Origin of the sequence: Corticimicrobacter populi, from assembly GCF_003123725.1 — a bacterium.
Classification (GTDB): Bacteria; Pseudomonadota; Gammaproteobacteria; order Burkholderiales; family Burkholderiaceae_B; genus Corticimicrobacter; species Corticimicrobacter populi.
Map to the genome: position 1 here is coordinate 193,409 of NZ_QETA01000003.1, position 19,881 is coordinate 213,289.

Annotated in this window: 14 protein-coding genes; 8 read left to right on the forward strand and 6 right to left on the reverse strand. The window is 60.0% G+C overall.

Translation table 11 applies throughout. From position 1 onward, the window contains the following. Positions 1-25: 25 nt before the first annotated feature. The 3 genes from DD235_RS08925 to dnaE are packed head-to-tail and all read right to left on the reverse strand — an operon-like array spanning position 26 to position 5,497. Positions 26-874 (reverse strand): polysaccharide deacetylase family protein, encoded by an 849-nt coding sequence (locus tag DD235_RS08925; protein ID WP_109061723.1) that lies wholly within the window; start codon positions 872-874, stop codon positions 26-28. Beyond that, a complete protein-coding gene (locus tag DD235_RS08930) occupies positions 861-2,009 on the reverse strand; it encodes a glycosyltransferase family 4 protein (protein WP_204524220.1) in 1,149 nt (382 codons plus the stop codon). Before DD235_RS08930 ends, DD235_RS08925 begins: the two co-directional genes overlap by 14 nt. Next, entirely contained in the window at positions 2,009-5,497 is a 3,489-nt protein-coding gene (gene dnaE / locus DD235_RS08935) for a DNA polymerase III subunit alpha (RefSeq protein WP_109061951.1), read from the reverse strand. The genes DD235_RS08930 and dnaE overlap by 1 nt, the downstream gene beginning before the upstream one ends. 102 nt (positions 5,498-5,599) lie before the next feature. Between dnaE and lpxO the strand changes: the two genes are divergently transcribed. Next, entirely contained in the window at positions 5,600-6,499 is a 900-nt protein-coding gene (lpxO, locus tag DD235_RS08940) for a lipid A hydroxylase LpxO (protein ID WP_109061952.1), read from the forward strand. 251 nt (positions 6,500-6,750) lie between these two features. Here the strand turns inward: lpxO and hrpA are convergent, their stop codons facing one another. Further along, positions 6,751-10,590: an ATP-dependent RNA helicase HrpA gene (gene hrpA, locus DD235_RS08945; protein ID WP_109061724.1), complete on the reverse strand. Its 3,840-nt coding sequence runs from the start codon at positions 10,588-10,590 to the stop codon at positions 6,751-6,753. 113 nt (positions 10,591-10,703) lie between these two features. Between hrpA and DD235_RS08950 the strand changes: the two genes are divergently transcribed. Then, positions 10,704-11,768 carry a glycosyltransferase family 4 protein gene (locus DD235_RS08950; protein WP_109061725.1) on the forward strand — a complete coding sequence of 355 codons (1,065 nt, stop codon included), beginning with the start codon at positions 10,704-10,706 and terminating at the stop codon, positions 11,766-11,768. Further along, positions 11,765-12,580 (forward strand): glycosyltransferase family 2 protein, encoded by an 816-nt coding sequence (locus DD235_RS08955; protein WP_109061726.1) that lies wholly within the window; start codon positions 11,765-11,767, stop codon positions 12,578-12,580. Before DD235_RS08950 ends, DD235_RS08955 begins: the two co-directional genes overlap by 4 nt. A gap of 20 nt (positions 12,581-12,600) precedes the next feature. On the opposite strand, the gene DD235_RS08960 is transcribed toward DD235_RS08955, so the two are convergent. Together DD235_RS08960 and DD235_RS08965 are read right to left on the reverse strand one after the other, a co-directional pair. Then, entirely contained in the window at positions 12,601-13,443 is an 843-nt protein-coding gene (locus DD235_RS08960; RefSeq protein WP_109061727.1) for a polysaccharide deacetylase family protein, read from the reverse strand. 10 nt (positions 13,444-13,453) lie between these two features. Continuing rightward, the gene (locus tag DD235_RS08965) at positions 13,454-14,401 is read right to left on the reverse strand and encodes a glycosyltransferase family 9 protein (RefSeq protein ID WP_109061728.1); all 948 of its coding nucleotides are present in this window, start codon (positions 14,399-14,401) and stop codon (positions 13,454-13,456) included. A 207-nt stretch (positions 14,402-14,608) separates the two neighbouring features. Here DD235_RS08965 and glyQ point away from each other — a divergent pair, with 207 nt between their 5' ends. Genes glyQ through DD235_RS08990 form a run of 5 tightly spaced genes read left to right on the forward strand, consistent with a single transcriptional unit; the run spans position 14,609 to position 19,879 of the window. Further along, entirely contained in the window at positions 14,609-15,547 is a 939-nt protein-coding gene (gene glyQ / locus DD235_RS08970; RefSeq protein ID WP_109061729.1) for a glycine--tRNA ligase subunit alpha, read from the forward strand. A 7-nt stretch (positions 15,548-15,554) separates the two neighbouring features. Beyond that, entirely contained in the window at positions 15,555-17,690 is a 2,136-nt protein-coding gene (gene glyS / locus DD235_RS08975) for a glycine--tRNA ligase subunit beta (protein WP_109061953.1), read from the forward strand. Beyond that, positions 17,687-18,310, forward strand: coding sequence for a D-glycero-beta-D-manno-heptose 1,7-bisphosphate 7-phosphatase (gmhB, locus tag DD235_RS08980; protein ID WP_109061730.1), 624 nt, complete (start codon positions 17,687-17,689; stop codon positions 18,308-18,310). Before glyS ends, gmhB begins: the two co-directional genes overlap by 4 nt. A gap of 2 nt (positions 18,311-18,312) precedes the next feature. Then, the gene (locus DD235_RS08985) at positions 18,313-19,038 is read left to right on the forward strand and encodes a lysophospholipid acyltransferase family protein (protein WP_109061731.1); all 726 of its coding nucleotides are present in this window, start codon (positions 18,313-18,315) and stop codon (positions 19,036-19,038) included. Beyond that, positions 19,028-19,879: a M48 family metallopeptidase gene (locus DD235_RS08990; protein ID WP_109061732.1), complete on the forward strand. Its 852-nt coding sequence runs from the start codon at positions 19,028-19,030 to the stop codon at positions 19,877-19,879. The genes DD235_RS08985 and DD235_RS08990 overlap by 11 nt, the downstream gene beginning before the upstream one ends. Positions 19,880-19,881 lie beyond the last annotated feature (2 nt).

The window sequence follows — 19,881 nt, forward strand, 5'->3', positions numbered from 1 at the left end:
AAAGAACCAGCACATGGAAATCAACTCAGGCCCCTTTGGGCAGCCCCTTTCTCCATGCCTTGAAACGATTAAAAATAGGCGAAATCAGCGGATGCATGCCATACCGCATGCGCTGCCTCAGCCATTTTGCAGGTTTGTTGCGTACGGCAAACCGATAGATATGCAGAGGGTCGCCTCCCGGCAGATTGCGCCCGAACGCGTGGGTCGTATACAGATGATCAAACCCGGCTGCCTGGGCGACCTCGACATAATCCTGATCGAAATACCCCTGAGGCCAACACAGATGCGATGATGCATGGCCAAGAGAACGCTCCAGCGCACTACGCGAAAGGATCAGTTCCTCCCGCATGTGTTCTCGTCTGCGCATCTGATCGGATTCCAGGCGATCCCAGCGTGTGTGGGTATGCGTATGGCTATGAATCTCGAACGTACCTGCCTCGATCATGGCCTGCAATTCGCTCCAACGTGCAATTACCTCATCACTACGTCCATCGGCAATAATGCGTTCACAGGTTCTGTGATCCGGGGTGACCGGCAAGACGGCATCTTGCCCTGCATGGGGCCTGGACGGACCATCATGCGTCCATCCCGTCACCTGAAACAATACGGCATGCATGCCATGACGCTGCAATACGGGATGCGCGTAAACCCAGTTGTCGAGATAACCATCGTCAAATGTAATCAGAACCGATTTTTCCGGCACCAGTTCTCCAGCCAGGAACCCAGCAAACTGCTGAAGCGTGAGACTGGTCCAACCATCGTGCGCCAGCCATGCAATCTGATCCTCGAAATTTTCGGGAGAAACCGTGATCATGCCCTGGGAAGGAGAGACATGATGATGCATCAGCACAGGCACGCATTTAGCCGACTTCATGACCCAACTCCCTCAACCATTGCGCATAATAGTTTTCGATCAGAGCGGCCTGTCCATCAGGACTGAATCGGGATTCGCTGCGAATCCATTTCCAGCCCTCATACCCCATGGCTTTCCTCCGTTGGGAATCGGCCGCAAGCGTATCGAGCGCAGAAGTCAATTCAGGCAGATTGCCCAGCGGAAACAGAAGCGCATTCCGGCCTGGCAGTACCATTTCCGGCACCCCACCAACATCCGTGGCGACAATGGGCAAACCGCTGGCAGCCGCCTCGAGAAAAGCCGTGCCGCTTGCCTCCTTGTGTGTTGCCAGCGCAAAGATATCGAAACCGAACAGCAGATCGGCCACATCCTTGCGATAGCCGAGAAAATGCACGCGTCCAGCCACACCCGATGCCTGCGCCTGCGCCTTCAACTCCTGCATCACGACATCGCCATCACCAGCCAGCACCAGATGAAGATTGGGATAACGCACAAACAATGGAGTCATGGCCGCCAGCAGGTCGGCATGCCCCTTGGCCGGTCGTAATATCGCCACGCAGCCGACCACGACATCGCCATCGGCCACACCCCATTCCTGGCGCACCCGTTGCCTCTGCGCCAGGCAACGGGCCTCCATATCTGTCGGATATCCCCAGCGTTCTTCCGGCAGGCTGACCGTTGGAGGTGCAATGCCGACCCGCTCCGGCGCAATGCCACGCGTCGCCATATAGTTGCGCACATATTCGCTGACCGTCAGAATTCGATGCGGCAACCAGGTATAGCTCAATAACGAATTGATCGGGCTCATCAGATGCCTGGACCGCACGATCAGCGGCACGCCTGCCAGGCGAGCACCCGCGGCCGCAATCAGTGTGTCGCGCCGGCTTGTCGTATTGACGACGTCGAATCGCTGCTCGCGCATCAAGGTACGCGCAGCCACCGCTCCGGCCAGCAACCGACGAAATCCCCCCATTTTCATGGTGAAGACAGGAAATCCGGCATCACGGGCCCGCTGCCCCAGTTGCGCATGCGGCTGGCACAGCAGCGACATATCATGCCCCCGCTCCCGCATCGCCAACATATGACGGTAGATATAGATTTCCTGCCCACCCATATGCGTGGCGGCTTCGGTGTGCAATATTTTCAGTTTTCGCATCAATACACCACCTCGACCGGCACGCCGGTCCACTCCTCAATGCCTTCCAGCAGGGTGTCGGCCATGCGCACACGCCAATCCTCGCCCAGCCTGATCTGGCAACTCGCATCGGGGCTGTGGTAGAGCACCTCGATCGGCACACCAGGCACGCCATTTTCGGGCTCGGCACGGAAGGGATTGAGCAACTGACGCAAGCGTTGCACATCCGACTGGTGCGTCAGCATGATCTTGATGGCCCGCGCGCGCGCCTCACGAGCCAGTTGGAGATCGAAGATCGAATCGGCCACGATGCGCGTGCCGCCCGAATAATCGTCATGACTGACCTTGCCCTGCACCACAAGCAACTGATCCTCGCGCAGACGGTTTCGATGCTGCTCGTAGAGTTCGTTGAAGATCGAGATTTCGAGTTGCGCCGTACCATCGTCCAGCGTGGCGAACACCATCTTGCCGCGCCGCGTCATCATCACGCGCACCGCCGTCAGCACACCGGTCATCCAGAGCAGATCACGCGACGGCTCGATGCGATCCAGTGCCGTGGGCACGAACTGCCGCACCTCGTCCTTCCAGGCATTGAACAGGTGATCGCTGAAGAAGAAACCCAGCGCGGCTTTTTCATGCGTCAGTTTTTCCTGCAACGTCCAGGGCTCGGTCGGCACCAGCGTCAGGCTACCGATACCGGCATCACTATCGTCACCGAACAGCGACACCTGATTGGCGCTGCGTTCGGCCTGTTCGGCGGCCTCGACTGCCATGCCTACCGATTCGAACAGGGCTGCCCGGTTGGGTTCGATCGCATCGAAGGCACCCGCCTTGATGAGCGCTTCCATGGTGCGCCGGTTGACGGTATGGCGATCGACGCGCCTGCAGAAATCAAACAGATCCCGAAACGGCCCTCCCTGTTGCCGAGCACGGAGAATGTCCTCGACCGCCCCCTGTCCGGTGCCTTTGACCGCCCCCAATCCATAGCGGATGGTACGCGGCGGCTTGCCCTTGAGCGCATGCTCGTCGCGAACCGGCTCGAAGCGGTAACCCGACGCATTGACATCCGGTGGCAGCACGGCAATCTTGTTCTCCAGCGCGTCGCGCCAGAAAATCTGGACCTTGTCGGTATCGTCCATATCGGACGACAGCGTGGCGGCAATGAACTCGGCCGGATGGTAGACCTTCAGCCAGGCTGTCTGGTAGGAAATCAACGCGTAGGCGGCCGAGTGCGACTTGTTGAAGCCATAGCCCGCGAATTTTTCCATCAGGTCGAACAGGCGTACTGCCAGATCGCCGTCATAGCCCTTGGCCACCGCACCCTTTTCAAAGATCTCGCGGTGCTTGGCCATCTCCTCGGCTTTCTTCTTGCCCATGGCGCGCCGCAGCAAATCGGCACCACCCAGCGAGTAGCCGCCGATGATCTGCGAGATCAGCATCACCTGCTCCTGGTACACAATCACGCCGTAGGTACTCTTGAGCGTGGGTTCCAGGTCAGGATGGAAATAATCGACGTCGGCACGACCATGCTTGCGATTAACGAAGTCATCGACCATGCCCGACTCCAGCGGACCGGGCCGGTACAGTGCCAGCATGGCGATTACGTCTTCGAAGGTGCTGGGCTGCAGCTTCTTGAGCAGCTCCTTCATGCCGCGCGATTCAAGCTGGAAGACGGCCGTGGTATTGCCTTCGGTCAGCAGCCGGTAGGTCGCCTGGTCATCCAGCGGTACTGCCATGATGTCGAAATCACGCAGGCCCTCGTTGAACTGACGCACGAAGCGCACAGCCCAGTCCAGGATGGTCAGGTTGCGCAGCCCCAGAAAGTCGAACTTGACCAGTCCGACTGCCTCGACATCGTCCTTGTCGTATTGCGACACCACGCTGGTGTCCTGCCCGGGCTGGCAATAGAGTGGGCAGAAGTCGGTCAGCTTGCCCGGTGCGATCAGCACGCCACCGGCGTGCATGCCGATATTGCGGGTCAGCCCTTCCAGCGGGCGCGCCAGGTCAACCAGGGCACGCACCTCTTCTTCCTGGTCGTAGCGCTCCTTGAACGCCGGTTCATCGCTTAAAGTCCGATCCAGCGACCAGGGATCGGCCGGATTGAACGGAATCATCTTGGACAGCCCATCACACAGCGAATACGGCATGTCCAACACCCGGCCGGCATCACGTACCACAGCCTTGGCACCCAGGGTACCGAAGGTCGCGATCTGGCTGACAGCAGCGCGGCCGTATTTGTCCTTGACGTACTCAATCACCCGCTCGCGGTTGTCCTGGCAGAAGTCGACGTCGAAGTCGGGCATGGAGACCCGCTCTGGATTCAGAAAACGTTCGAACAGCAAGTCATACCGAATTGGATCGAGATCGGTAATCCCCAGACTGTAGGCCACCAGCGAGCCGGCCCCCGACCCCCGGCCCGGCCCGACCGGCACGCCGTTGTTCTTGCCCCAGTTGATAAAGTCGGCCACGATCAGGAAGTAGCCTGGGAACCCCATGCCGATAATGGTCTTGCACTCCCAGGCCAGACGCTCGTCGTACACGGGACGCCGGGTCGCACGCTCCTGCTCGCCGGGATACAGTTGTACCAGGCGCTTTTCCAGCCCTTCCTCGGACAGTTGCACCAGGTAATCATCGAGTGTGATGCCATCCGGCGTCGGGAAGTCAGGCAGACGCGGCTTGCCCAGCGTCAGCGTCAGGTTGCAGCGTCGGGCGATTTCGATGCTGTTCTGCAGGGCCACGGGCACATCGGCAAAACGCCGGGCCATTTCCTGGCTATCCAGCAAATACTGCTCGGGCGTAAAGCGCCGGGGACGCTTGGGATTGGCAAGTTGTTCGCCTTCGGCAATGCAGACACGGGCTTCGTGTGCCTCGAACTCATCAGCCTGCAGAAACTGCACCGGGTGCGTGGCCACCACCGGCAGGTCTGCCTGCACGGCCAGAGCCAGCGCCGCCTGCACATAGGACTCATCACCATCCATGCCACTGCGCTGAAGCTCGACATAGAAGCGATCCGGCAACAACGCGCGCCAACGCTCGGCCAACGCCACGGCCTGGGCCATGTTGCCGTTTTCCAGCGCGTGACCAATATCGCCTGCACGGGCACCCGACAGCAGGATGATGCCGTCACCCTGGCTGCGCAGCCAGTCCTGCCGGATTTCTGCGCGGCCTTTCCAGGTGTTGGTCAACCAGGCTTGCGAGAGCAATTCGCACAGGTTGCGGTATCCTTGGTCGTTGGACGCCAGCAACAGCACACGGAAGGGCTTGTCACGCTCTTCGTCGTTGGTCATCCAGACATCGCATCCGGCAATGGGCTTGATCCCCTTGCCACGCGCAGTCTTGTAGAATTTGATCAGGCCGAAGACATTGCACAGATCGGTCAGCGCCACGGCAGGCTGGCCGAGCGCGGCCACCCGCTTGACGAGATCGGGAATGCGGACCACGCCGTCCTGTACCGAAAACTCGGAATGGACGCGCAGATGTACGAAGGGAATAGCAGCATTTTCAGACATGGCAGGATTGTAACCACCCTGCCATGTGCAACGCAGCAAGATTTGTTACGACATGCCGGCCATGGCCGCCAGCACAATTCGACATCGGAGGATATCGACACCATGAAATGGATCATCCCGGCCCTCTGGCTGGCCGCCATCCTGTTTGCCCATTTTCGAGGCAAAGTCCGTATCCCCCTGCATCGCCAGTTGCTGGATCACTCCGTCCTGCTGGCACCGGTCAATGCCTTCATGATCCTGCTGTCCAAGGTCCCGACCACCCCCTACCTGGACAACAGCTACCTGCCCGGCCTGAAAAAGCTCGACGACAACTGGGAAACCATCCGCGACGAAGCACTGTCCATGGCCGAACTCCGGCACATCAAGGCTGCCCAGAAGAATGACGACATCGGTTTCAATTCTTTCTTCAAGTATGGCTGGAAGCGTTTCTACCTGAAATGGTACGACGCACGTCACCCTTCAGCCGAGGAACTGTGCCCGCGCACAGTCGCTCTGCTGCGCGAGATCCCGGAAATCAAGGCAGCGATGTTCGCCGAGTTGCCTGCCGGCGGCAAGCTCAACGCGCACCGGGACCCTTACGCCGGTTCCCTGCGTTATCACCTGGGTCTGGCGACCCCCAATGATGACCGCTGCTTCATCCGCGTCGACGGCGAGATCCACAGTTGGCGCGATGGAAAAAGCGTGATTTTCGATGAAACCTACGTGCACGATGCCCGTAACGACAGCGAAGACAACCGCATCATTCTGTTCTGCGATGTCGAACGCCCCATGCGCTATGGCTGGGCGCAGGCATTCAACCGCTGGTTCGGTCGCGTGGTGATGTCGGCGGCCAGCGCCCCCAACGATGGCGGCGACCAGACCGGTGCCATCAACCGGCTGACGCACCTGCACTGGGTCATCGACCAGAAACGACGCGCCTTCAAGAACTGGAACAAGACGGTCTACAAGGCCACCAAGTTCGGACTGATTGCGCTGGTGATTGTCGGGTTTATTTTGATTTAAGGCCTGCGCAAGCCGCCGGACATGGTGTGGCCCAGTGGCGTTCGGTCTGCGCAATGGTCTGGCCGCTTCGCAGCCAGACTTCCCGCTGATGCCTGGGGTGGCGGGCGGCGGAAAAACTCGGGCTACGCCCTCAAACAGTTTCCGCCTTTTCTCCCGCCACCCCAGGCATCAGCGGCATTGCACAAAGCCTCTCCCCCACAGGGCCACACCATGTCCGGCTCATGTCAATGCTGATTGTGAGGTTGTCGCTATCAGCGCTGCATCGTCTCCCAGGTCTTCTGCAAGCGCTTGACCGATACCGGCATGGGCGTACGCAGTTCCTGCGCGAACAACGATACCCGTAACTCCTCCAGCATCCAGCGGAAGGTCTCAAGCCGTTCGTCCGGCTCCCCCTTGCGGGCAGCCACCTCGCGCTGCAGCAGCGTCAATAGCGGTGCCATGTCGGCCTGCAGGCGGGCATCGCGTGCCGGATCGGCGCGCAGCTTGTCTATCCGGATGCCGGCCGCCTTGAGATAACGTGGAAAATGCGCCAGTTGCTCATAGGGCGTCTCGCGTACAAACCTGCGATGCACCAGCGCACCAATCTGCTTCTGCAGGTCGGCATGGGCCGCTGCATGTGACTTGGCCTGGGGCAGTTTGCGCTGCAGTGCCGTCCACTCGGTCAGGATAAGATTGACCAGGCGTGCCACCTCCTGGGCCAGCAATCCCAGCCGGCTGCGCCCCTCTTCACGGCGCTGCTCGAACGCAGCAGCATCCGACGGCCAGGGTTCGGCCAGGCAGGCGCGATCAAGCGCACAATCCACCATCTGGTCACGCAGTTCTTCCTGGCTCCCCAAGGGCATGTACATCATGCCGCTGCGGGTCAGCTCATGCAGGTTCTTCTCCAGAAACTTGACCTGATCCCGCAAGCCGATGCGAAACAGGCGCAACAAGCCTGCATGGTGACGTCGCCGTGCCTCGTGCGGATCATCGAACACATCCAGATCGCAATGCGTGTCACGATCGACCAACGCCGGGTAGCCAATGAAGGACTGCCCCTTGCGCTTGATTTCCAGCAATTCGGGAAGCTCACCGAAAGTCCAGGTGGTCAGGTTTTCATGTGCCAGTGCCTGTGCCACCTCATGGTCACGCGCAGCCATTTGCTGGAACTGGCTCTGGGCCTGCTTGCCGTGCTCGGCCTTGAGCTGGGCCAGATTGCGGCCTGCCGCCAGCATGCGGCCATGCTCATCCAGGATGCGGAAATTCATCGACAGATGCGGCGGCAGCATTTCGGGCTTGAAATCAGCCGGCTGTACACGAATGCGTAGCGTGGCCCATATATCCTCGATCAGGCCATCAGTCAGGCTGCGTCCTGGATTGCCCAGCCGCTCGAACCAGCGATCATAGAAAGCGGCCGCATAGTCGGGTACCGGCACGCAATGACGGCGCAGCTTCTGCGGCAGCGACTTGACCAGCAGTTGCACTTTTTCCTTGAGCATGCCCGGCACCAACCATTCGCAACGGGCAGCATCAAGCTGGTTGAGCGCCGCCAGCGGCACGCTGAGCGTCACGCCATCCTTGGGTGAGCCTGGCTCGAAGTGGTAGTCGAGCGCCATGGTCACGCCATGCCATTCCACTTTCTTGGGAAAGACATCAGTCGTGATGCCGGCGGCCTCATGGCGCATCAGCTCATCGCGGGTCAGACGCAAGCGGGCGGCTTCTTCCGCCGGCAACCCCTTGACCCATTTTTCCAGCTCCACCGTCTGCGACATGCCGGCCGGGATCTGACGCTCATAGAAAGCAAAAATCAACTCGTCATCAACCAGAATATCGGGCCTGCGCGATTGATGCTCCAGTTTTTCGATCTGCGCGACCAGCTTGCGGTTGTAGCCGACGAAAGCCGCCTTGGTCTCGATCTCGCCGGTGACCAGCGCCTGGCGGATGAAAATCTCGCGCGCATGGGCCGGATCGATTCGACCATACTGCACGCGCCGCCCCGTATAGATCGGCAGCCCGTAAAGCGTCGCCCTTTCATTGGCGACCACCTGGCCGGACTTTTTCTCCCAGCGCGGGTCGGACCAGTTGCGCCTCAGCAGGTGTGCACCGGCCTTCTCCAGCCAGGTGGGATCGATTTTGGCAATGCAGCGGGCATACAGACGTGTGGTTTCCACCAGTTCTGCAGCCACGATCCAGCGTCCCGCCTTCTTGAGCAAACGGGAACCCGGATGGATATGAAAACGGATTTCGCGGGCCCCCAAGTAATGGCCGGCCTCCTCGCTCTTGAGCCCGATATTGCCAAGCAGGCCGGTCAGAAGCGCCAGATGGATCTGTTCGAATGTCGCTTCGGTCTGGTTGATGCGCCAGCCCTGTTCCGTGACTACGGTCTTCAGCTGCGTATGCACATCATGCCATTCGCGCAGTCTCAGTGGCGACAGGAAATTTTGACGCAGCAGGGCAGCCAGCTTGCGCTGCGATGCCTTGTGCTCGACCTGTTCACGGTACCAGAGCCACAGCTTGATATACGACATGAACTCGGACCGGTCATCGGCGAAGCGCGCATGGGCCTGCTCGGCTGCCTCGCGAGCCTGCAACGGCCTGTCGCGCGGATCCTGGACCGACAGCGCCGAAGCGATCAACAGGACTTCGGCGAGGCATTGCTGCTGGCGCGCCTCCAAAATCATGCGACCGATGCGCGGATCCACCGGCAGCTTGGCCAGTTGCCGCCCTTCCGCCGTCAGGACGTTGCCATCATCCAGCGCGCCCAGCTCCTGCAACAGGTGATAGCCGTCGGCAATGGCACGCCCGGTCGGGGCATCGACAAAGGGAAACTGCTCGATATCATCCAGCCGCAGCGATTTCATGCGCAGGATCACCGAGGCCAGCGAGGAGCGCAGGATCTCGGGATCGGTAAACGCAGGCCGCCCCATGAAATCGGGTTCATCGTACAGGCGAATGCAGACTCCTGGCCCCAGACGACCGCAACGACCGGCACGCTGGTTGGCCGATGCACGACTGACCGGCTCGATCCGCAACTGCTCGACCTTGTTGCGCCAGGAGTATCGCTTGACGCGCGCCAGGCCGCTGTCAATCACATAGCGGATGCCAGGCACCGTCAGTGATGTCTCGGCCACATTGGTCGCCAGCACGATACGGCGCGCATTGCCACGTGGCCTGAAAATCTGTTCCTGTTCGGCCTGCGACAGACGCGCAAACAGGGCCAGCACTTCCGTACCCGGCGGATGATGCTTGCGCAGGCTTTCGGCTGCCTCGCGGATTTCGCGCTCGCCGGGCAGGAACACCAGCACATCACCCGCACCATGGCGAGCACACTCGTCAACGGCATCGACGATGGCATCGATCAAGTCGCGCTCTTCATCGTCCTGTCCCCGACCTGAGGTGCTGCGATCATGTGCTTCCGCTTTGCTGCCTGCAGCATCGTCATCATCGCTGCCTTGTCGGTAGCGATCACTGGCAATGGGACGATAACGGACCTCGACAGGATACAGACGCCCTGAAACTTCGATCACCGGAGCCGGCCTGTCGGGCGTCGCGCCGAAGTGGCGGGCGAACCGTTCCGCGTCGATGGTGGCCGAAGTGATAATCAGCTTGAGGTCCGGGCGACGCGACAGGATCTGCTTCAGGTAGCCCAACAGGAAATCGATGTTCAGGCTGCGCTCATGCGCCTCATCGATAATGATGGTGTCATAGCGCCGCAACAAGGGATCGCGCTGGGTCTCGGCCAGCAGGATGCCGTCAGTCATCAGCTTGATCGCCGTCGCTGCGCTGCTGCGATCATTGAAACGGATCTGGTAGCCCACGGTCTCGCCCATGGGCGTATTCAGTTCCTCGGCAATCCGTTTTGCCACCGATGTCGCGGCCAGCCGCCGGGGCTGGGTATGCGCGATCATGCGCCCACCGGCAGCCCGCCCCAGTTCAAGACATATTTTGGGCAACTGCGTGGTTTTGCCGGATCCCGTCTCGCCGCTGACGATCACGACCTGATTCGCCCGGACCGCCCGGGCAATCTCTTCGCGGCGGGCGCTGACCGGCAGGTCTTCGGGATAGGTAATGGCAAGTCGTGCTGCGGGATGGTCTGCTGGAATCTGGGTCATGGGCGGGCTGATAGCTGGGCAACCGGATTATAGAACGCCCCGCAGGCATGCCCTGTTCTGAACTATGTGCCAATATATAATTGGCTGTTTGCTCCAGACCATCATCTATCTCCATGCGCATCCTGCAGATCAATACTGAAAAAAGCTGGCGCGGCGGCGAACGCCAGACACTGCTCAGCATGCGGGAGTTTCGGCGCAATGGACACCAGGTCGAACTGCTGGCCCGACAGTCCGGGCCCCTGTCCACACAGGCGCAGGCAGAAAACTTTGTCTGCCACGAAGTATCGCGTACCAGTGGCGTCGCCACCTTCCTGGCGCGACAGGGACACCGCTACGATATCGTGCACTGCCAAACGGCCGGTGCCCTGACCTGGGCGGCGCTGATGAAGAGCCTGTACCGTCGCCCTCTCGTGATTACACGCCGCACCGATCTGCCGATACGCCGGCGAGAAGCGATCACGGCCTTCAAGTGGCGCTGCGCCGACCGCATGGTGGCCATCAGCCAGGCCGCCGCACGGGAGCCGCTGCGATTGGGCCTGCACCCCCAGATCATTCCCAGTGCCGTCGAGCCTGCCAAGTCGGCTGATCCGGTCAGGCTGGCACAGTTCCGCGACCAGTACCTGCCTGCGGGCAGGAAGGTCATCGCCACGGCCGCCTCCCTCACGACGGAAAAAGATCCTGAAACCCTGTTGCGTGCGATTGCCATATTGCATCGCCAGCGCCAGGATTTCATTTTCGTACACATGGGCACCTCGGGCCCGCTAGCAGAACGCATCCTGCGCCTGCGCGATGAGCTCGGACTGGAAACCTGCTATGTCCATGCCGGCTTCCAGCCCGAAGTCGACACGCTCTACCCGCTCTTCGACCTGTTTGTCATGTCGTCGCGTCATGAAGGATTGGGCAGCAGCGTCCTGGACGCCTTCATGCAGCATGTGCCGGTGGTCTCCACGGACGCGGGCGGATTGGCGGAATCCCTGGCCGACGAACGCGGACTGCTCTGCCCCGTCGGCTCGCCCGAGGCGCTGGCGCAGGCCATGTCACAGGCGCTCGACCAGCCCGACCTGTGCAGGAGCATGGCCGAACGCGCCTACGCCTATGTCAATCACGTCCACGGTGTGACCGCCATGGGGCAACGTTACCTGGCGCTTTACACCGATCTTCTGGAATCCCGCGCATGACTTCCCCCTCCACTGCAGCGACACGCGCCACGCTGTCCGTCATCATCATTACCAAGAATGAAAGCCGCCATATCGGTGCCTGTCTGGAATCAGTCAGCTTTGCCGACGAGATCATTGTCGTGGACTCCGGCAGCACCGATGACACCTGCGAAATCGCCGCACGTTTCGACGCACGCATTCAGGTCACGCCCGACTGGCCAGGTTTCGGCCCGCAGAAAAATCGGGCACTGGACCTGGCGACCTGCGAATGGGTGCTGTCGATCGACGCCGATGAACGGGTCACCCCGGAGCTTGCCGATGAAATCTGCCGGCAGTTGCAGACGACACCAGCAAACAACACCTACGAGGTGGCCCGCCTGTCGCATTTCTGTGGCAAGGCCATTCGCCACAGCGGATGGTGGCCCGATTATGTCCTGCGTTTCTTCAAGCGTGGCAGTGCCAGATTCACCGATGCCGCCGTGCATGAAAAGCTGGTCGCCAAAGATGGACGCACCGGTCGCCTCCAGGCCCACTTCCTGCACTATCCCTACGACAACCTCGAAGCATTGATCAACAAGATCAATCGCTACTCAAGCGATGCCGCCGCCATGATGTATGCAAAGGGCAAGCGCACGCATGTCCTGGGCGCAGTCGGACACGGCTTCTGGACATTCGTGCGGTCCTATCTGCTCCGTCGTGGCTTTCTGGACGGTGCGCATGGTTTCATCCTGGCAGTTGCGGCCGGCGCAGGCAGTTTTTTCCGCTATGCCAAGCTATGGCTGCTGCAGCGGCAGGAAGCGTCTTCACGCAGCAAGCCGCATCGAAATGCCTAGCTCCCTCTTCCGCAGCGACCTCACGATTTCAAGCGATTGTATAGTCCACTCAAAAGAGGGGAAGCAGCCAGCATGACACGCTGCCCAAACTTCCAGCCACCTCGATTGCGCACCGCTATCCGATAAATATGCCGGCTACCGCATGCCTCGCGATTCAGTCCACGGCTGTCCGTTGTATACAGGGTATCAAATCCAAGATCTTCAGCAATTTCAAGATAGTCCCGGTCGAAGTATCCCTGTGGCCAGCACAGTTGTGATGTCGCCCCACCCAGGTTCTGGTCGAAAAATACTCTTGATGCTTCAAGATCCTGATGCAGAGCATTCCGCTTGACCGCAGCATCCTCCGAAACCTGATCCCAGCGCACATGAGTGTGGGTGTGGGAATGAAATTCGAAAGTGCCGGCATGACGCATGGCGTCAACCTCGCTCTGCCTTACGATCACGCGATCCATCTTTCCTTTTTCTACCCATTGCTTGCAACCGGCATGGCACCAGGATTCAAAGCCATCCAACTGGTTAGTCATGATCTGTTCATACGTTGCACTCGGACGCACTGGCCCATGACCTACCCACCCCGTCACCAGAAACATGGCGGCACTGAAGCCGTGCTCCTTAAGAACGGGGTGAGCATACTGCCAGTTATCAAGATACCCATCATCGAACGTAAGCAAGACCGACTTTGCCGGCACGGACACCCCTTCCTGAAGGAAGGATTGCAACTGCGCACAGGACAGGGTTTGCCAGCCATGTCGCGCCAGCCAGCGCATCTGGCTGGCAAAGTTGGCTGGACTTGTCGCCAGCCCATTGGTTGCTGGTGAAATATGGTGATACATCAATACCGGAATGGCCTTGGCAGTTTTCATGCAAATTATCCTAACACTGCTTCTTTTCTATCAATGAAACTGCAGACTGAACTGTCTTTTCAAGAGGAATGCTCTTAATACCGGAACCAACCTCCGGCAACAACGCAACACTTCGCTCATGAGCAAAAAACCACTCTGGATTATCTTCGAAATATAACCCAATAAAAGGGCGTTGCAGGCATTGCGCAAAATGGGATGGTCCACAATCATTGGCAACGACAAGCACGCTGGATGACATCAAGGCCGCATTATCGGCCAAGCCAAGATTTTCGTGAATCCGGAATGGCAGCCCCTGCCCACACTTCGCTTCAAGAAATTGCCTTTCCGACCGCTCGCTGGGGCCAATGATAAAATCAAAGACCAAACCAGGATATCGGGCATGCAGCGTACAGGCCAGCTCATAGAAACGCTCAACCCCCCACTTCTTGAACTCGCCTGCCCCAGCTCCGGGCAACATACAGACATGCCCGGATCGGTTCGCCATGCGTCCGGCTGCCATGTCCAGCATGGCCTCCCGCATGTAGAAATCAGGACTCATGGGCAACTTCAGCGCGTCTATGACCGGCAAGAGGTAGCTGACTGCACGATACCGATCTTCGGTATATATATAGCATTGGTCAAAAAGCCTGTTCAGGGGATTGGCCATCTTGCCCAGGCCAATTGACAGACTCGCACGTCTCAACATTCCAATCAGGGACGCCCCGTCCATTCCAGGACGCATTGAATAATAAACATCCACATCCATGGGTACCTGGAGATACGTCCTGAGCAGACTTCTTTCCTCAGAATAATTATCAATCCAAACAATGCTGCCATAGAAACTCTGCAGCCCCCTGCTGGCAAAGACTGTCAGATGATCCACTTCAGCATGTCTCTTCAGGGCATAGATCACAGGCAAGGAAACAATATTGGCCCCGTAAAACTCGCGATTACGCAACAATAATGCGGCCTTCTTCAAAATTGTTTCCCTCTCATTATCAATGCCCCGAATAAATCATAGAGGCCGAATATTACAAAATCCCGGCCATTTTCAACAAGAGCAATGTTCAATATTCATAGACATCAACTCGCGGGCATGGCCTGAAACCAACACCACATACATCACAGGCAACAGCGCTACAATAGAAGGTTGGATACACGTTTTCGACATCGGACCCACAGCGCTATGCTCACCTTCCAGCAAATCATCCTGACCCTGCAGAACTACTGGGACCGGCACGGCTGCGCCCTGCTCCAGCCGTATGACATGGAAGTGGGTGCAGGCACCTCGCACACCGCCACATTCCTGCGTGCCATCGGTCCCGAACACTGGCGTGCCGCATATGTGCAGCCTTCGCGCCGCCCCAAGGATGGCCGCTATGGCGACAATCCCAACCGGCTGCAGCACTATTACCAGTACCAGGTCGTGCTCAAGCCTGCGCCTGAAAACATTCTCGACCTCTATATCGGTTCGCTGCAGGCACTGGGCATCGATCCGCAGCAACATGACATCCGCTTCGTCGAAGACGATTGGGAAAACCCCACGCTGGGTGCCTGGGGTCTGGGCTGGGAAGTCTGGCTCAATGGAATGGAAGTCACCCAGTTCACCTATTTCCAGCAGGTTGGCGGCCTGGATTGCACCCCGGCAACAGGCGAGATCACCTATGGGCTTGAGCGACTGGCCATGTACCTGCAGGGCGTCGAAAGCGTCTACGACCTGGTCTGGACGGAAGGTGCCAATGGCCAGGGCAAGGTGCTCTACCGGGACGTGTTCCATCAGAACGAAGTCGAGCAGTCCACCTACAATTTCGAGTACGCCTCGACGGACATGCTGTTTGCCCACTTCAACGACTACGAAGCCGAGGCCCAGCGCCTGATCGGCGTGCCCCTGGCGCTGCCCGCCTACGAGGCGGTCCTCAAGGCCGCCCACACATTCAACATGCTCGATGCCCGGGGTGCGATCAGCGTCACCGAGCGCGCCGCCTACATCGGCCGTATCCGCAACCTGTCCCGCGCCGTAGCCCAGGCCTATTACGAATCCCGCGAACGACTTGGCTTTCCGATGCTGACCGGCGCTGCCCGCGAAGCGCTCAAGATCGACCAGGCTACCGTGGAGTCCAACTGAAATGACGATGTCCCATACCGACGTACGCCCCCTGCTGGTCGAACTGTTTACCGAAGAGCTCCCGCCGAAGGCATTGCAGAAGCTGGGAGAGGCCTTTGCCGAAGGCCTGCGCCAGCAACTGGCCGGCCTGAACCTGCTGGCCGACGACTGCACGGTCGAAGCCTATGCCACGCCGCGACGGCTGGCCGCTTTGCTGAGTGCCGTGCGTACGCAGGCCCCCGAACAGGCCTTTGCCGAGAAGCTGATGCCCGTCAAGGTCGGACTCGACGCCGATGGTAAGGCCACGCCTGCACTGCAGAAGAAACTGGCCGCCAAGGGCTGGGCCGATCTTGATGTCGCCTCGCTGGCGCGTGAGTCCGATGGCAAGCAGGATTACCTGGTTGCACATGGCACGGCACAAGGCGCACCACTGGCAGAGGGCCTGCAACAGGCACTCGATTATGCGCTGACTCACCTGCCGATCCCCAAGGTCATGCGCTATCAGCTGCCTGACGGCCTGACTTCCGTACGTTTCGTGCGTCCGGCCCATGGGCTGGTTGCGCTGCATGGTGCCGACATCGTCCCGGTGCAGGCACTCGGCCTGTCGTCCGGCCGTATCACGCAGGGTCACCGCTTCATGTCAACCGGCGAAATCAGCCTGGCTCAGGCCACCGATTATGTCCAGGCCCTGGAATCCCAGGGCAAGGTCATTCCGGCCTTCCTACAACGACGCGATATCATCTGGCGTGACCTGAGCGCTGCTGCAGCGCGTCTGCAGGCAGATCTGGGCGATGACCCTGCAGTCACGGCCCTGCTCGATGAAGTCACCGCGCTGGTCGAACATCCCACCATCTATGTAGGTGAGTTCGATCCGGACTTCCTGCAGGTGCCGCAGGAATGCCTGATCCTGACCATGCGCCTGAACCAGAAGTATTTCCCACTGTTCGATCCGGCCAGCGGCAAGCTGACACATCGTTTCCTGATCGTCAGCAACATGCAGGTAGCCGATCCTTCCAACATCGTCGAAGGCAACCAGCGGGTGGTCCGTCCACGACTGGCTGATGCCCGCTTCTTTTTTGATACCGACCGCAAGGCACCGCTCGAAAGCCGTGTCGCCGATCTCGGCAACATCGTCTACCACAACAAGCTGGGCAGCCAACTGGCACGCACCGAGCGCGTCCGCACCCTGGCACGGGGTATCGCTCAGGCGCTGGGTGGCAACGTCGCCGACGCCGACCGCGCAGCACAATTGGCAAAGGCAGACCTGCTCTCCAACATGGTCGGCGAATTCCCCGAACTGCAAGGCGTCATGGGTGCCTACTACGCCCTGGCCGATGGTGAGAAGGCCAGCGTGGCCGATGCCATCCGCAGCCAGTACCGCCCACGCCTGGAGCAGCCTGTCAGCCTCGAGAACCTGCCCGGCGCAGCCCTTTTCCTCGCCGAACGCGCCGAGACGCTCGTCGGCATCTGGGGCATCGGCCTGGCTCCGACCGGAGAGCGCGACCCCTATGGCCTGCGGCGTGCCGCACTGGGCCTGATCAGTGGCTTCGAACAACTGGCTGCGGGCGGCCTGTTGCCGGCACACGAGGCCGGCACCCTCACACTGGATGCTTTGCTGACACATGCAGCACAGCAGTTGGACGGACTGATTTCCGCCGATACGCTGCCGCAAGTGCAAGCCTTTATCTACGAACGCTATCGCAACCAGCTCAACGCCCAGTACGACCGGGCCGTGGTCGATGCCGTCATCGCCCAGCAACCGCCCCTGCATCAGGTATTGGCACGTGTGCAGGCTGTCACTGCATTCCGTGCCCTGCCCGAGGCGGAAAGCCTGTCGGCCGCCAACAAGCGGATCGGCAACCTGCTCAAGAAGGCAGACAACTTGCACGCAACACTCGACAACGCACTCCTTCAGGAGCCCGCCGAACAGGCGCTGGCCCAGGCGATTGCCGACCTGACCCCGCAAGTCCAGGCCCATCTGTCTCAAGGTGACTTTACCGAAGCGCTGAGCACGCTGGCGCAGGCCCGTACAGCAGTGGACCGCTTTTTCGACGAGGTCATGGTCATGGCCGAAGACACCGCAGTACGCAGCAATCGCCTGGCGTTGCTGCAGCAATTGCATCAACTGATGAACGGCGTGGCCGACCTGTCACGACTGGCATGAATCTGCCCAACCCCAGTGCCTCCTGCCCCCCGTCCGCTCTGGCGGGGCTCAAACTCATCGTGCTTGACCGGGATGGCGTCATCAACCAGGACAGCGCCGAGTACGTCAAGTCCCCAGACGAATGGATTCCCCTGCCAGGCAGCCTGGAAGCCATCGCACGGCTCAACGAAGCGGGCTGGCGGGTGGTCGTCGCCACCAACCAATCCGGACTGGCACGTGGCTACTTCTCGATGGAAACCCTCAACGCCATCCATGGCAAGATGCGCCGCCTGCTGCATCAGGCAGGCGGCATGGTCGATGCCATTTTCATCTGCCCGCACGGCCCCGACGAAGGCTGCGATTGCCGCAAGCCGGCACCCGGCCTGTTCCGCGACATTGCACAGCGCTATGATGTCGATCTCAATGGCGTACCTGCCGTAGGCGACTCCCTGCGCGATCTGCAGGCCAGCGCACAGGTCGGCTGTGCGCCATGGCTGGTGCTGACCGGCAACGGTGACAGCACTGCCAGGAAACCGCTGCCCCCCGGCACCCGTATTGCCCGTGACCTCGCCGACATGGTCGACCAGTTGCTGGCGGTACGCGCCGAGACACCGTCCGATTCACTTTCTGCCGCTTCCTGATCATGATCTGGCTACGCTCCACACTCTACGCCCTGTTTCTTGCAGTGACCGTAGTGCCTTTCGCATTGTTGTCGATCGTTGCACTCGCCTTTCCGCTCAAATGGCGCTACCGCATCACGCTGGGTTGGCCCCGGCTGGGCATCTGGGGGGCCCGTGTCATTGCCGGTATTCGCTGGCAGGTCAAAGGCTGGGAAAACCTCCCTGACGGCCCGGCCATCCTGCTTTCCAAGCATCAGTCGGCATGGGAAACCATGTACCTGATCGGCCACATGCCGCGCAATATGTGCTTTGTCTACAAGCGCGAGCTCCACAAGGTACCTTTCTTCGGCTGGGGCCTGGCCGGACTGCGCATGATCGCCATCGACAGGGCCAAGGGTTCGGAAGCATTCGAGCAGGTCGTCCGCCAGAGTCAACGCTGCCTGAACGAAGGCCGCTGGCCCATCCTGTTCCCCGAGGGCACACGCACACGTCCCGGCCAGGAAACCCGCTACAAGAGCGGTGGCGCACGGCTGGCATGCCGTACCGGCGTACCGGTCATTCCGATAGCAGTCAATTCCGGTATCTGCTGGCCCCGCAATTCGTTTCTCAAGCACCCAGGCCTGATCACGGTCTCCATCGGACCGGCCATCCAGCCCGAGGGACTGAGTGCAGAAGAACTCAACGAAAAAGTACAGAGCTGGATTGAAACCGAAGTCCGCGCCATGAATCCGGAGCTTTATGCGCGCTGAGTCGCATGCACCGGCCTGCAATACACCGGCCACCGATGCGCTGCCCGCTGTTGCTGCCCTGCCTCCCGGTGCCCGCTGGCGTGAGTTGCTGTGCGCCGGCCAGGCCATACGCTTCATGCTGCTGCGCTCCCATCGGCGCAGCATCGGCTTCAGGATATGCGAAGATGGCCTGAGAATCACGGCACCGGTCTGGGCCAGCCTGAAACAGATCGATGACGCAGTCCAGACCAAAGCGGCCTGGATCACCCGCAAGCTGTCCGATTGGCAGAACCGCCACGCAGCGCTGGCAGCAGAGCCTGATTGCTGGCGTGCCGGCGGCCATTTTCCATACCAGGGGCGTCCGGTTCGCATCGTCCTGGCGGCTCCGGCACTGCATTTCAGCAGCAACACCGACGGCCAAGTTGCCATGCCACAGGCACAGGCAAACAGTCTGTACCTGCCGCTGCCTACTGATGCCGATTCGGCCAGCATTTGCAAGGCAGTTCAGGCATGGCTGCAACAACGTGCCCGCGAACTGTTCAGCCTGCGCATCGGCCATTTTGAACGACGTACCGGCCTGCGCGTGCGTCACTGGCGACTTTCCGCCGCCAATACTCGCTGGGGCTCCTGCTCCAGCGACGGCCGCATCATGCTGAACTGGAAACTGATCCATTGCGCGCCTGATATCATTGACTACGTTATTGCACATGAACTGGCACATCTGCGCGAGATGAACCACAGCGCCGCCTTCTGGCATGAGGTAGGCCAGATCATGCCGAACTACGAACAGGCACGCGCCCGGCTCAAGCAGCACGACCCGCGCCGCCTGCCTTCTTTCGACCCATCACTGATCAAGGAGTAACA